The organism is Paenibacillus algicola (assembly GCF_005577435.1).
Classification (GTDB): domain Bacteria; phylum Bacillota; class Bacilli; order Paenibacillales; family Paenibacillaceae; genus Paenibacillus_AQ; species Paenibacillus_AQ algicola.
Genome location: NZ_CP040396.1, coordinates 1,948,299 through 1,961,707, shown reverse-complemented (window position 1 = coordinate 1,961,707; position 13,409 = coordinate 1,948,299). Strand labels below are relative to the sequence as shown.

Here is a 13,409-nt window from a genome sequence, read left to right as displayed (position 1 = left end):
AAGGCAATCATGCCCTCCGGCAAGTCTTGTATCGTTATCTTTGTGAAATTTGACACACAGGAAAGCAATGATTTCTCAGTGAGGCACAGCACAAATAAAGTGCTATGCGCTCTTCTCCTTCTCCCATCCAGACTATACTGTCGGTCCCGGATTTGCACCAGGTCCACCGGCTCTACGAAGTAGAGACGGGTCACGGACTGAGTTCGAAGAGACATCTGCACAGCGTGCACTCTCCGTCCATCACCGCCGGTAGGGAATTTCACCCTGCCCCGAAGGATATGATATTCAGCTATACTTTGCAACCTATGAAGTCATGTTACCATATTTAAAATTAATAAAGCAACAATGAGGCGAAAAGCGCTTAGCAAGGATCAGCCCAAAAAAAAGCCCTCTCAGACACATACTGCCTGAGAGGGCTGCTTCCTTGCTATATTGTTTCTACGCTTCCCAAACCTTGACTTCCTTCATCTTATCGCCAGGCTTCACATTGTTAACATGCTCCATACCGCTGGTTACTTTACCAAAAACAGTGTGCACGCCGTCCAGGTGAGGCTGCGGGGAATAGACGATGAAGAACTGGCTGCCGCCGGTGTTGCGTCCCGCGTGTGCCATGGACAGTACACCCGTCTCATGCTTCGTAGTGTTGGTAGCTGTTTCACAGTTAATGGTGTAGCCAGGACCGCCCGTGCCGTTGCCTACAGGGCAGCCGCCTTGAGCCACAAAGCCCGGAATTACACGGTGAAAGCTCAGTCCGTTATAAAAGCCGCTGTTCGCCAGCTTCTCAAAGTTTGCTACTGTGTTTGGCGCTTCCTCCGGCAGAAAATCAATTTCCACCATGCCGCCGTTTTCGAGTTCGATGGTTCCTTTTTTCATTCCAATCACGTCCCTTTACGGTATGATAGCCGCTCATCAAGCGGCCTCAGCACTGCTCTCAAAGACTCACGTTGTCCATTGTATCGTATAATTCTCCCAAAGGAAAGGAGGCCCGGCTTGGCCTGCGCCTTAGGGGCCTCCTTCATCCCAGAAATGCATTGGTTATGCTAATTACTTCAGGACACTTTCCTTGCTGATGCGCTCAGGCACCACGTCCAGGTGAACGATGTCCTCCAGGCTTTCGCGGCGAACCACAAGATCACTTTGGCCGTCCTTCACGAATACGACCGCCGGCTTACGGATCCGGTTGTAGTTGCTGGCCATGGAATAGTTATAAGCACCTGTGCAGGCTACAGCCAGCAAATCACCGGACTCCACCTTCGGCAGATCCAGATCCCAGATCAGCATATCTCCACTCTCACAGCATTTACCGGCGATGGATACCGTCTCTTCCACCTTGTCGTTCGCGCGGTTCGCGAGAATGGCTTCATAACGGGATTCGTACAGAGCCGGACGCGGGTTGTCTGTCATGCCGCCGTCTACGGCTACATATTTCCGAACCCCTGGAATGTCCTTGCTCGTGCCAACCGTGTACAGTGTTGTACCTGCGTCGCCTACGATACTGCGGCCTGGCTCGACCCAGATTTCAGGCAGCTCTTCGGCGATACCTGCAAAGTGATTCTTCACCGCATCGGTAATGGCCTTCACATATTGGGACACCTGCAACGGAGTATCGCCTTCCACGTAGCGGATACCGAAGCCGCCGCCCAGGTTGACGACAGTAAAGGTTACGCCCAGCTGTTCCTTTACCGAAGCCGCAAATTCAGCCACACGCTGAACTGCCATCTGGAAGCCTTCGACCTCAAAAATCTGGGAGCCGATATGGGAATGCAGCCCCAGCAGCTCCAGATTGTCTTGCTGCGAAGCCAGCTTCACAGCCGTGAAGGCAGAGCCGTTACCAATATCAAAGCCGAACTTGGAGTCTGTCTGGCCGGTCGAGATATATTCATGCGTGTGAGCCTCAACGCCTGGGGTTACGCGCAGCAAAATTTTAACCTGCACCTTCTTCTCAGCGGCAATCGCCTGAAGCATGTGCAGCTCCACCTCATTGTCGACAACAAAGCAGCCGATCTTGGCGTCCAGCGCCATCTCGATCTCTTCGATCGTCTTGTTGTTGCCATGGAAGTGAATACGCTCTGCCGGGAAGCCCGCCTGCAGCGCTGTGTACAGCTCGCCGTCGGATACAACATCCAGGGACATGCCTTCCTCTTCTGCCAGACGGCACATCGCCATAACGCAGAACGCCTTGCTGGCATATGCCACCTGGAATTTCAAGCCGGACGCCTTAAAAGCTTCGATATATTCTCTTGCCCGGTCTCTGACCGCTTGCTCATCCACAATATAAAGAGGGGTGCCATACTGGGCTTTCAGCTCTGAAGTGTCACAGCCCCCGATTTCAAGATGTCCATTCTCATTGATTGTGCTAGTACCGTGTAGAAACATGCCTGCAATTCCTCCGATCAATATTTTAAAAATGGGTAATCGAGTAATTCTACACAGTATAGCAGACAAGACCCTCAAAAAGAAATGGATTATTACACAGAACGTTTGTATTGATTAAGTTTGATTGCCCGGCTTCATCTCAGGACCCATCTTGCTGTTGTCCCTCGTTTTGTTGATGGACGGGCGTTTTCTGGAATACAGCAGCGGCTTGCGGAGCAATACCTCGCCCATAGCCTTTGCACTAAAAGGAATAAACGGCCACAGGTAGGAGGAGTTATACGAGCGATGTGTAGTCAACAGCACAATGAGCAGCGTCGTCCCCGCGACAAAGCCCTTTACACCGAACAGCGCCACCGCAATCAGCAGCACCAAACGGACAGCACGGTTGGCAAGCCCCAGCTCATAGCTCGGTGTCGCAAACATTCCGATCGCGGCCACAGCCATATACAGAATAACCTCATTGACGAAGAATCCGGTTTTGACCGCAATGTCTCCAATCAGGATGGCAGCAATCAGGCCCATGGCTGAGGCCAGCGGCGTCGGTGTATGCACCGCGGCCAGCCGCAGCAGATCCACACCAAACTCAATGATCAGAAACTGCATAATGATCGGCAGCTTTGCATTCTCCTGCGGACCGAGAATCTCGAGAAAAGGCGGCTTGAGCTCGGGATGGACGACCAGCAACATCCAAAGCGGGAGCAGAAACATGGAGGCCAGTATTCCGCCAAAGCGAATCCAGCGCAAATACGTTCCCATAAACGGCGTCTGCCGGTTCTCTTCGGCATGCTGACATAAATCAAAGAACGTGGTCGGCATGATCATCACGCTGGGCGATGTATCCACCATAACCACGACCCGTCCCTCCAGCAAATGAGAGGCGACTACATCGGGTCTTTCCGAGTATCTGACGAGCGGATAGGGATGCCAGCCGCGGTTGACGATGGCCTCCTCCAGCTGCTTGTCCGCCAGCGGAAGTCCTTCCAAGTCCAGCTTGTTAATCTTGTCGCGGATGGCTTCCACCTGAACCTGATCGACGATATCATCCACAAAAACAATGGCAACATCCGTCTGTGTCCGCCGTCCGACCTTCATAATCTCACAGTTCAGTCCCGGGTCACGCACCCGCCTGCGGATCAGGTTGATGTTCGTGAGCAGGGTTTCGGTGAAGCCGTCGCGCGCTCCGCGGACGACTCGCTCCACCTCCGGCTCTGCCGGACTACGCGACGGATAGCTGCGGGTATCCAGGATAATCGCCCGGTTCTCGCCTTCTATAAAGATGGCACTTTGGCCTACCAAAGCCTCGTTGATCGCCTCGCTCAGCTTCAGCGTGTCAGCTACCTGAACGAACGGAATATACTGGTTCTTGATCGCTTGGACCGGGTGAGACTTTAAATCCCGGGTGTCCAGCAGGGTCAGCCGGTTCAGGATCAATGTCGTCACGTCACTGTTAATCAGGCCATTGACGAACAGGATCGCGGTGCTTCGGCCTCCGATGACCATTTCCCGCAGCACGATGTCAAAGGAGCGGTTCAGACCGACAATATCCTCCAGAGCGCTCTTTAAATCCTTCAGCCTGACGGGGATTTCATCCTTTCCCAGCCAGTATTCTACCGATTCCTCTGTATTGGCCGAGGTTTCGGCATCTCTTTTTTCCAGATGGGCCTTCTCCTTCATTTCTTTCATGACGCTTGGCGGAACCGGGGGAACCTCATCTCTGCCGAATCCGGTCGATTTGTCTTCCATTTCTTCCATCGTCATTCTCCTCCTTGATGGGGATGGGCTAAGGCCTGTAAATAAACCAGTCAAACAGTGAGCCTGCGACCTTTCCGGCTACCATCGCCATGAGCAGGCCGAATAAATACCCTGTCATCTTCAGCCTTTTGGCGAGAATCGGCAGGACATTCAGCACCTCCGTCAGCGCCGCAGCCAGCAGTCCGATAAAGATGCCGCACCATAATCCGATCAAAGTGCTGGTAATCCGTCCCAACGGAATACTCCAATGCCAGAAATCCGCCAGTGTTCCGATCAGCGAGCCGCCGATCAGTGCACCCTCGTACCAGTGAACCCGGTGATAGGTGCGCGTTAACTGAGCCAGCCTCGGAATAATATCCAGCACGATGATCAGGGCGATCACTCCGCCTCCCACGGCAACGCCGCCGGCAACGCCAAGCAGAATAGACAGTGCATCATGAAGCTTGAGCATTACCGCCGTCTCCCTGACGAAGGCCCAATATGCGTTGTGCGGCTGCGATATTCCTCGGCTACGACAAACTGGTCAAGATTTTCTTGATACAGAAACATTTCCACTTCCAGCGGGGTCGGCTCTTCATTCCATTTTTTCTTGAACAGATGGTTAAAAAAAACGGTCATCCCGAAGCCGATCCCGAGCGAATATGCCGTCTGAAACAGATACGGATGCTCATCCCGCTCCCCGGTGACCATCTCCACAATCCGAACCTGCACCTCCAGCATGTTCACATCCGCGTGGAAGTTCATAATCGTCAGCGCGGAGCCGAAGAACAGCAGCAGCCAGACGAGTGGAAACCAGATCCAGGACGGCTTGGCCTCTCTTCCCGTCAGCTCAATCAGCGTATGATTATGTCCCATCGGCTCGATGCGGGCACCAGGGATCAGCATCAGAATCTTCGGGATGATCTGAATAAGATCCAGCAGCAGGCGATTGCCTTCCTTCTCCTTGGGCACAGCGATCACCAGATTACGAAGCGGCTCCTCCCATTCGCGGTCACAGATGAGAAAAGCAACCTGACCCAGCATAATAGGCTGACTGCGCGGAAGTGAGATTCGGCTGCGAAGCTGAACAAATATAGTCGGAGCGGGATTCCTGTTCATCCAAAAACACTCCTTCACTGCTAAATTGCTTTTAGTATGGGAAATTCAAGTCGGTTCTACTCTTTGAAGCTTTTCCAGTTCAAGCCAGGCTTGTATCGCAAAAAGGACCGCCACTGCCAGACCCTGCATCTGGAGTGACGGCCCTTTCGCTACTGGGCAATCTGATTTTTGATGTTTTGAAGAATTTTTTTCTCCAGCCTGGAAACCTGCACCTGGGAAATTCCCAGCCGCGAGGCTACCTCCGACTGAGTCTGGTCACGGTAGTACCGCAAGTAGACAATCAGCCGCTCCCGTTCGGAGAGTCCTTCAATGGCCTCATTGAGAGCCAGCTTGTCAAACCACCGTTCCTGAGATTCGTCGGCGATCTGATCCATCAAGGTAATAGGATCTCCGTCGTTCTCAAACACGGTTTCATGAATCGAGGTGGGAGGCTTGTTCGCCTCTTGTGCAAACACAACCTCCTCCGGGGTGACGCCCAGCTCCTCAGCGACCTCCTTCACGGTCGGGAGTCGGTCAAGATGCTTGGAGAGCTCGTCTCTCTTCTTGCGCACCTTGTTCGCCATTTCCTTCAGCGAGCGGCTGACCTTTAGCGTCCCGTCATCACGGAGAAAGCGCTGAATCTCGCCGATAATCATCGGTACAGCATAGGTTGAGAATTTCACGTCATAGCTGAGATCAAATTTGTCCACAGATTTCAGCAGTCCGATACAGCCGATCTGAAACAAATCCTCCGGCTCATATCCGCGGTTCATAAAGCGCTGCACCACCGACCAGACCAGACGAATGTTACAATTCACCAGTGTATCCCGGGCCACATTATCTCCGCTTTGGCTAAGTGCGATCAAACGTTTAACCTCAGCGTCGTCCAAATAAGTCTGCGAAGCTTTCTTCACATCGGCATCCATGTGTCCAACCCCTAATTATACAAAGCTTTCTTGGATTCAATCCTTTTTTTCATTTTGATCGCGGTGCCGGATCCCGGCTCACTGACAACATCGAATTCATCCATGAAGTTTTCCATGATCGTAAAGCCCATGCCTGATCTTTCCAGCTCCGGCTTGGAGGTATACAGCGGCTGCTTCGCCATCTCCAGATCCTCAATTCCCTGACCACGGTCCTCAATAATCAACGTGATAACGTCCCCGTCAATGGACGCTTGAATCCGCACTTTACCCTGGGGATCACTGTCATAGCCATGAATAATGCAGTTGGTCACGGCCTCGGACACGACGGTCTTCAGGTCACTCAGCTCATCCATGGTTGGGTCCAGCTGAGAGATAAAGGCTGCCACGGCGACCCGGGCAAAGCCTTCATTCTCTGATTTTGCCGCGAATTCAAGCGTCATGAAATTATGCTGTGCTTGTGATTCACTCATGACACAACCTCCAAACCCGAAAGTGCAGTAGCCTCGTCTTCATAGATCGGCATAATCTTAAACAGGCCCGACATTTCCAGCAGGCGGTACACCGCCGGCTTCACATCGCATACCGCCATTTTTCCGCCCTTTTGCTTTATAATCTTGTAACGACCCAGGATTACACCGAGTCCCGAGCTGTCCATAAACTCCAATTCTTTAAAGCTCAGCACCAGATGCTCCGTCTGCCGCCGTGAAATCGCCTCATCCAGCTGCATTCGGACCAGATCTGCCGTATGGTGATCCAGCTCCCCTGACAGCCTGACGATCAGCACGTGGCGCTGATGCTCCATATCTACGTTTAAATTCATGCTTGCTCACTCTCCTCCCTGACTTGAACAAGGATTTCTACGAAGTGATTTCACTTTCCTGCTCCCCGACAAAACTAGAAGAAAACCCCTATGAATCTACATGAAACAGCTGCTGGGTCGTGCGCTTGAACAGCTTCCAGAACCCGGCTCTCTGAATTGCTGAGGAGGAGGTCAGCTCAAATTCCTTGATCAGCGCCTCTCCCTGATACACCTTCAGCGTCCCGAGCACCTGGCCTTCTGTGACCGGAGCAGCAATGCTTTCAGGCAGAACAATCTCATGACGCAGCTCCTCGGTTTTACCGCCTTTTTTTACAAGAACGCGGTAATCCTGCTCCGCCTGCAGCTGAATTTGAGGCTCGGAGCCTTTGGAGACCTTGACGGTACCCAGCATCTCGCCCTTTTTGAACACGGCATGCATTTGATACTGGGCGAACGCGTAATCGAACATTTTAGATATTTCAGCATTTCTGATTTTCGTATCCGGTGCTCCCAGCACGACCGCCACTGCACGAAGGCCGTCCCGCTGCGCTGTGGCAGACAAGCAGAACTTGGCTTCTGACGTATACCCGGTTTTCAGTCCGTCTGCGCCGGCATAGAAGCGTACCAGCTTGTTCGTATTGACGAGCCAAAAGGGCTTCTCGGAGTCCTTGCGCAAATAATCCTGAAAGGCTCCTGTATATTTCGTAATACCCTCATATTGCAGCAGCTCACGGCTCATGAGTGCAATGTCGTGGGCGGAGCTATAATGATTCTCGGCAGGCAGTCCATTACAGTTGACAAAATGAGTATCCTTCATCCCGAGCTCTGCTGCCTTTTCATTCATCATGCGAACAAATTCTTCCTCCGACCCGGCAATCTTCTCCGCCATAGCCACTGAGGCATCATTTCCGGAAGCCATCGCAATGCCCTTCAGCATCTCTTCCACCGTCATCTCTTCACCCGGCTCCAGAAAAATCTGCGATCCTCCCATGGATGCGGCATACTCACTCGTGCGAACGAGATCGGTCCACTTGAGCCGCCCTTCATGAATGGCCTCCATGGTCAGCAGCATGGTCATAATCTTGGTAATGCTGGCCGGTGGCAGCTTATCATGGCTGTTCTTTTCATAAATGATTGTGCCTGTATCGGCATCCAGCAACACCGCGGAGCGCGCATTCGGAGCCAGCTCACTGCCCGCGTTCTGTCCGGCTGTCTTTTCTTCAGCATAACCGGGAGCAGCATGGAGCAGCATGCAAACCGCTAACAGACCGGCTATCAATGTTTTTTTCACGAGGTCCCCTCCTGACATAGGTTACAGCTAGCCGCAGATGCGGTTATGAATCCATTGTCGTCAGGTTGTCACTAGATTATTCCAATTCCCGAGATGCATACCATAATATTTACTTCTTTGGACATGTAAAAAAGGCCTGGAACCGTGCACCAAGCACGGTTCCGAGCCTCTGTTCTAGCGAGTAATTGTCACGTTTACATTCCAGGAATAATGGCCGTCACAAGATCCAGGAAGGTCTCCCGGACCATTTCCGCGGTCTCCATGACCTCGTCATGAGATAACGGCTGGTCCAGAATGCCTGCTGCCATATTGCTGATGCAGGAAATGCCCAGCACCTCCAGACCGGCATGGCGGGCGACTATAACCTCTGAAACGGTAGACATTCCTACTGCATCTGCCCCTAGGGTGCGCAGCATCCGGATTTCTGCCGGCGTCTCGTAGGTAGGGCCAAGCAGCCCCGCATACACGCCCTGCTGCAGCGAAATACCGCGCTGCTCCGCCGTGCTCAAAGCGAGGCGGCGAAGGCGGCGGCTGTAGGCCTCCGACATATCCGGAAAGCGCACGCCGAGTGACTGATCATTGGGACCGGTCAGCGGATTGACTCCGGTCATGTTCAGATGATCCGTAATCAGCATCAGATTGCCTGGCTCAAAATCCATGTTTACACCGCCGGCTGCATTCGTAACGAGCAGGCTCTGCACGCCGAGCTGCTTCATGACTCTTACCGGAAAGGCCGTCAGCTCCGGGCCGTAGCCCTCATACATATGAAAACGGCCCTTCATCATGACAACCGGACGCTCCTGGATGAATCCCAGCAGCAGCTCGCCGTCATGGCCTTCCACTGTCGATACCGGGAAATGAGGAATTTCGTGATAAGGAATTGACACGGTACCTGTCAGCAAATCCGCCAGCACGCCGAGGCCGGAGCCCAGGATCAGTCCCACCTCCGGCTTCACGCCCCCTTTGCCTGCAATATAAGCTGCTGCTTCTTGAATCTTTTGACCTTGTGTTGCTGTCATTTCATGCACCTCTCCCTAAAGTTTAGCGTGTTTATTTCAGTTGTTCCAAAAAGCTTTGACCGTGCTCCGGCATCTTGGCTTTGAAGTTATCGGCGATCGTGGCGCCGACATCGGAGAACGTACTTCTCAAGCCCAGATCTCCCGTTTGCATGAGCCCCGGGCTGTATGCGAGCAAAGGCACAAGCTCCCGGGTATGGTCCGTCCCGGCATGAACCGGATCGTTCCCGTGGTCCGCGGTCAGAATGAGCAGATCGTCGTTCTTCAGCTGATTTAAGAGATCCGGCAGAGCATCATCAAACTCCTTCAGCGCCTGTCCATAGCCTGCTGGATCGCGGCGATGACCGTACAGCGAATCGAAATCCACAAGATTCGTAAACAGCAGACCGTGGAAATCCTTGGTCAGCTGGCTGATCGTTTCCTCGACACCGTGCTGATTGCTCTTGGTTGGATAGGATTGCGTAACCCCTTCATTCGTAAAAATATCGCTGATCTTGCCAACCGCAATTACATCCAGCTCCTGCCTTGCCAACGCATTCATTACGGTAGGCTCCGGCGGCTTGACCGCATAATCATGCCGGTTTGGCGTTCGTTTGAATTGTCCGGGCTGGCCTGTATAGGGCCTTGCAATGACTCGTCCCACTGAGAATTCCGGCTGCAATGTCAGCGTCCGGGCTATTTCACACGCCCGGTACAGCTCTTCCAGCGGGATAACCTCCTCGTGAGCTGCAATCTGAAATACACTATCCGCCGATGTGTAGACGATCCAGGAGCCTGTCCTCATCTGCTCTTCGCCGTATTCTTCAATAATTTCAGTGCCGGAGGCCGGCTTGTTGCCCAGCACCTTGCGTCCGGTCGCCTGCTCGAATTGAGCAATCAAGGCTGATGGAAAGCCGTTCTCGTAAGTGTTAAACGGAGTCTCCACCTTGAGGCCCATCAGCTCCCAGTGCCCGGTCATCGTGTCTTTGCCCACCGAAGCCTCCTGCATTTTGCCAAAATAAGCCTTGGGCTGAGTCGCAGCACTTACCTGCGGCAGACCTTCAATGTTACCCAGTCCCAGCTTCTGCAAATTCGGCAGCTGTAAATGGGGGTTATGCTCTAATATGTGGCGCAGGGTATGCGCTCCTTCATCTCCGAACTTATTCGCATCCGGCGCTTCTCCGATCCCTACGCTGTCAAGAACAATCAGGCAGATTCTGCGAAACGGTGTGGTATGGGATAGTGTCATATTCAATCACTCCTTGGCCTTGTAGTCTGAATCGTTCATTACACCAATTGGGGGTCGTCTATTGCAAGATCATCACTGCGGCTTCCCGGCCCGGGGATGAAAATGGTCGTAGACCTCCTTCATGCTGCTTCTGCGGGACGTCAGGTAGATTTGGGTCGTCGATAAATCAGAATGACCCAGCATCTCCTGCACGGAGCGTAAATCTGCTCCATTATCCAGCAAATGAACCGCGAAGGAATGCCTAAGAGTATGAGGCGTGATGTCTCCCTGAATCCCCGCCTCTTGGCTGTACTTCTTCAGGATTTTCCAGAATCCCTGGCGGCTTAGCCGCTGTCCCCGGCTGTTCAGAAACAGTGCCGGTTCACGATCCTCTTGCTTCAGCAGCTTGAGGCGGTGCTCATCTACATAATGCTTCACACACTGGGCTGCTAGTGGGCTCACCGGTAAAATCCGCTCTTTACCGGAGCTGCCTTTGCAGCGGATAAATCTCAGCTCGGTGTGAACATCCTCCACATCCAGATTGATAAGCTCCGACACGCGAATGCCTGCAGCATAGAGCAGCTCCAGCATCGCCTTATCCCGGGCTCCCGACGCAGTTGCTGCAGCAGGGGCTGACAACAGGCTGTCTACCTGCTCGATGGTCAATGTGCTTGGCGTTTTACGTTCGGCTTTGGGCGATTCCAAATGCACAGAGGGATCCTGCTGCAGCATCTGATTTCTAACCAGATATTGAAAAAAAGATTTCAGCGATACGATGCTCCGCATAACTGTGGATACCGCTCTCCCCTGCTGCTTCAGATGCCCGATATACAGACTGAGCTGCGTCCGGTTTACATCCACCAGATGCTCCGTGCCCCGCTCGGCGGCATATTCCATAAATCCTGTAATATCATTGCGATAGGAAGCCAGCGTGCTGGGACTCAAGCCTTTCTCGTCCGCCATGTACGTGATATAGCTTTCCAGGTGCTCTTTCATTGCATATTCTGCTCCTTCACTCCGCCTTCATATACCACTCGCTTTACTCTCCATACCAATAATACAGCTTGAGCCGATCACCAGGCGAGAAGGAATGGCTCGGCAGATCATTCGGGTTAAAGGCCTTGATTGCATGTCCGACAGGCACCCGGTACGGATCAGGCGGAATCATCCAGCTGCCAGCCCAGTCCAGCAGGACATAAAACATCAGGGTGAGCATCGCAAACGCCATGGTAAAACGAAGAAACGCCCCTATTTTTCGAATTGAAATAATCATTCACAGACCCCCTACACGCAGATGGTATCCCTACCAGATTATGAAGCATCTGTCCCGGGTATGACCGAACGTCTTGGAAGAGCCTGGTCTGGCTTGGCAGAGGGCCTATCATTCACTAAACGCAAATGACAGCCGTGAACCCGTGCTTCCATCACCCTCACGCCGCCGCAGTCTCAAAGGCCTCAAAAAAAGCCCTCCCGGAAATGTTCTTTCCGCAAGAGGGCTGTTCTGTCGCGTGAGTTTCTAATCCATTCCTTTATAGCCGGTTAGGCCTGTTCACCATGATCCGGGCTGTCCTTCTCCTTGCATCGGTAACAGATGCCGTGGAAATCAAGCCGGTGATCATGAACGGTAAAATTAAATTCCTTCTCCAGCCGTTCCTCCAAAGGTCCCAGCCAATCCTCACGGATCTCGTCCATGCTTCCGCATTGAGTACATATTAGATGATGGTGATGATGCTTCGATGTATCTGTACGCAGATCGTACCGGGCAACGCCGTCACCGAAGTTAATCTTCTCGACCACATGCAGCTCACTCAAGAGCTCCAGGGTCCGGTACACGGTCGCCAGGCCGATTTCAGGAGCTTTCTCTTTGACGAGCATAAACACATCTTCTGCGCTGAGATGATCGTCCTCATTCTCCAACAATACGCTGACGGTGGCTTCCCTTTGGGGCGTTAATTTATAGCCTTGGGATTGTAACTGCTGTTTGATTTTGTCGATCCGTGCTTCCATCGTTCCCCTCCCCCTTGGAAATCACTGCACGCAATTGTCACTTCCTTCATTATAGGGGGACTTTACAAACAAAGTCAAACGGTTTTCACAGTCAAACAGGGCCTCATGACGGCAGCAGTAAAGGCGCGACCCACCTCATCATCTGGGGAGAGATCCAGGTCTCCAGCGACGCCGCCACCAGCATTAGCAGGGCCATCAGAGCCATAACACCTGCATAAGCGGCAAAGGGCTTCTTCAGGCTTCCTCCCTTCTGGGAAAGCAGGCGGCTTCGTATAATATACAAGGAGAATCCCATAGCGGCCACGCTGCTGATTAACAGCACCGGAATGAGAAGCAGATTGTGCGGAACGACAGAAACGAGCGCAAAGAGCAGCCCTTTCCAGGCGTATTGTCCGACCATGTATCCTACGGTGAAGCCGATCAGCACCCCTTTTAAAAAATCAAGCACTAGAATGCCCGGCAGCCCGATTACCGACAGACCAAGCAGGAAGATCAGTCCGATCCACTTTATATGCAGGACAGCAATGCTGCGGAAGTCTGGCGGGGCATCGCTGCCGCTATCGCCCAGACTCACAAACAAATGCTGAAGATATCCCGCGAGATCCTGCTGCTGCTCCAGGGACAATGCATTGACCATTAGCGCCCCGAACAGCACGCCAACGAGAAACAGGACGGCCACGAACACGTAGAGCGGCAGCTGGTCCTTCAGGCTTTGACGCAACCATGTCATCGGGATTATACGCTCCTTTCAGAAGGTCTCTCCCTACACTCTATGACATAGCTTGGCCTCCTATGACGGCGGGGCGTAAACCTCCCGCCGAATTGCATAAATGTGCACACCTCAACCGCCGCATCTTTATCCATGCATGGAATATTTATGTCCAAATCAATCACCTCTGACAATAAGACTGCATAAGGCGAGAAAGGGTTCCCTTTTATTGCAAAAAAACCTTTCTTC

The 13,409-nt window shown here is 52.7% G+C and carries 15 protein-coding genes and 1 riboswitch; all 15 genes read right to left on the bottom strand.

Going from position 1 to position 13,409, the window contains the following annotated elements; translation table 11 throughout:
- Positions 1–111: 111 nt before the first annotated feature.
- Positions 112–281: riboswitch (FMN riboswitch) on the bottom strand.
- Between the two features lie 157 nt (positions 282–438).
- On the bottom strand, positions 439–873 hold the full coding sequence (locus E6C60_RS08870) for a peptidylprolyl isomerase (protein ID WP_138225526.1): 435 nt from the start codon (positions 871–873) through the stop codon (positions 439–441).
- Positions 874–1,044: 171 nt separating this feature from the next.
- Entirely contained in the window at positions 1,045–2,376 is a 1,332-nt protein-coding gene (gene lysA, locus E6C60_RS08865) for a diaminopimelate decarboxylase (protein WP_138225525.1), read from the bottom strand.
- A gap of 114 nt (positions 2,377–2,490) precedes the next feature.
- Positions 2,491–4,119 (bottom strand): spore germination protein, encoded by a 1,629-nt coding sequence (locus E6C60_RS08860; protein ID WP_138227700.1) that lies wholly within the window; start codon positions 4,117–4,119, stop codon positions 2,491–2,493.
- 37 nt (positions 4,120–4,156) lie between these two features.
- Complete coding sequence (locus E6C60_RS08855; protein WP_138225524.1) at positions 4,157–4,579, bottom strand: stage V sporulation protein AB; 423 nt, start codon at positions 4,577–4,579, stop codon at positions 4,157–4,159.
- Positions 4,579–5,226, bottom strand: coding sequence for a stage V sporulation protein AA (locus tag E6C60_RS08850; RefSeq protein ID WP_138225523.1), 648 nt, complete (start codon positions 5,224–5,226; stop codon positions 4,579–4,581). The genes E6C60_RS08855 and E6C60_RS08850 overlap by 1 nt, the downstream gene beginning before the upstream one ends.
- Before the next feature lie 149 nt (positions 5,227–5,375).
- Complete coding sequence (gene sigF / locus E6C60_RS08845) at positions 5,376–6,131, bottom strand: RNA polymerase sporulation sigma factor SigF (protein WP_138225522.1); 756 nt, start codon at positions 6,129–6,131, stop codon at positions 5,376–5,378.
- An 11-nt stretch (positions 6,132–6,142) separates the two neighbouring features.
- On the bottom strand, positions 6,143–6,601 hold the full coding sequence (gene spoIIAB, locus E6C60_RS08840; protein ID WP_138225521.1) for an anti-sigma F factor: 459 nt from the start codon (positions 6,599–6,601) through the stop codon (positions 6,143–6,145).
- Positions 6,598–6,951, bottom strand: coding sequence for an anti-sigma F factor antagonist (gene spoIIAA, locus E6C60_RS08835; protein WP_138225520.1), 354 nt, complete (start codon positions 6,949–6,951; stop codon positions 6,598–6,600). The genes spoIIAB and spoIIAA overlap by 4 nt, the downstream gene beginning before the upstream one ends.
- Before the next feature lie 88 nt (positions 6,952–7,039).
- On the bottom strand, positions 7,040–8,221 hold the full coding sequence (locus E6C60_RS08830; protein ID WP_138225519.1) for a D-alanyl-D-alanine carboxypeptidase family protein: 1,182 nt from the start codon (positions 8,219–8,221) through the stop codon (positions 7,040–7,042).
- Positions 8,222–8,415: 194 nt separating this feature from the next.
- A complete protein-coding gene (locus tag E6C60_RS08825) occupies positions 8,416–9,240 on the bottom strand; it encodes a purine-nucleoside phosphorylase (RefSeq protein ID WP_138225518.1) in 825 nt (274 codons plus the stop codon).
- A 31-nt stretch (positions 9,241–9,271) separates the two neighbouring features.
- On the bottom strand, positions 9,272–10,465 hold the full coding sequence (deoB, locus tag E6C60_RS08820; RefSeq protein WP_138225517.1) for a phosphopentomutase: 1,194 nt from the start codon (positions 10,463–10,465) through the stop codon (positions 9,272–9,274).
- A 72-nt stretch (positions 10,466–10,537) separates the two neighbouring features.
- On the bottom strand, positions 10,538–11,440 hold the full coding sequence (gene xerD, locus E6C60_RS08815; protein WP_138225516.1) for a site-specific tyrosine recombinase XerD: 903 nt from the start codon (positions 11,438–11,440) through the stop codon (positions 10,538–10,540).
- Between the two features lie 43 nt (positions 11,441–11,483).
- Positions 11,484–11,717 (bottom strand): DUF4227 family protein, encoded by a 234-nt coding sequence (locus tag E6C60_RS08810; RefSeq protein WP_138225515.1) that lies wholly within the window; start codon positions 11,715–11,717, stop codon positions 11,484–11,486.
- A gap of 266 nt (positions 11,718–11,983) precedes the next feature.
- Positions 11,984–12,451 carry a ferric iron uptake transcriptional regulator gene (gene fur / locus E6C60_RS08805; protein ID WP_138225514.1) on the bottom strand — a complete coding sequence of 156 codons (468 nt, stop codon included), beginning with the start codon at positions 12,449–12,451 and terminating at the stop codon, positions 11,984–11,986.
- A 103-nt stretch (positions 12,452–12,554) separates the two neighbouring features.
- Complete coding sequence (gene spoIIM, locus E6C60_RS08800; RefSeq protein WP_138225513.1) at positions 12,555–13,181, bottom strand: stage II sporulation protein M; 627 nt, start codon at positions 13,179–13,181, stop codon at positions 12,555–12,557.
- Between the last annotated feature and the right edge of the window lie 228 nt (positions 13,182–13,409).

Bases quoted from the DNA above. Each gene is read 5' to 3' on its own strand.
- E6C60_RS08870 (WP_138225526.1), bottom strand. From the start codon at position 873: ATGAAAAAAGGAACCATCGAACTCGAAAACGGCGGCATGGTGGAAATT.
- lysA (WP_138225525.1), bottom strand. From the start codon at position 2,376: ATGTTTCTACACGGTACTAGCACAATCAATGAGAATGGACATCTTGAA.
- E6C60_RS08860 (WP_138227700.1), bottom strand. From the start codon at position 4,119: ATGGAAGACAAATCGACCGGATTCGGCAGAGATGAGGTTCCCCCGGTT.
- E6C60_RS08855 (WP_138225524.1), bottom strand. From the start codon at position 4,579: ATGCTCAAGCTTCATGATGCACTGTCTATTCTGCTTGGCGTTGCCGGC.
- E6C60_RS08850 (WP_138225523.1), bottom strand. From the start codon at position 5,226: ATGAACAGGAATCCCGCTCCGACTATATTTGTTCAGCTTCGCAGCCGA.
- sigF (WP_138225522.1), bottom strand. From the start codon at position 6,131: ATGGATGCCGATGTGAAGAAAGCTTCGCAGACTTATTTGGACGACGCT.
- spoIIAB (WP_138225521.1), bottom strand. From the start codon at position 6,601: ATGAGTGAATCACAAGCACAGCATAATTTCATGACGCTTGAATTCGCG.
- spoIIAA (WP_138225520.1), bottom strand. From the start codon at position 6,951: ATGAATTTAAACGTAGATATGGAGCATCAGCGCCACGTGCTGATCGTC.
- E6C60_RS08825 (WP_138225518.1), bottom strand. From the start codon at position 9,240: ATGACAGCAACACAAGGTCAAAAGATTCAAGAAGCAGCAGCTTATATT.
- deoB (WP_138225517.1), bottom strand. From the start codon at position 10,465: ATGACACTATCCCATACCACACCGTTTCGCAGAATCTGCCTGATTGTT.
- xerD (WP_138225516.1), bottom strand. From the start codon at position 11,440: ATGAAAGAGCACCTGGAAAGCTATATCACGTACATGGCGGACGAGAAA.
- E6C60_RS08810 (WP_138225515.1), bottom strand. From the start codon at position 11,717: ATGATTATTTCAATTCGAAAAATAGGGGCGTTTCTTCGTTTTACCATG.
- fur (WP_138225514.1), bottom strand. From the start codon at position 12,451: ATGGAAGCACGGATCGACAAAATCAAACAGCAGTTACAATCCCAAGGC.
- spoIIM (WP_138225513.1), bottom strand. From the start codon at position 13,181: ATGACATGGTTGCGTCAAAGCCTGAAGGACCAGCTGCCGCTCTACGTG.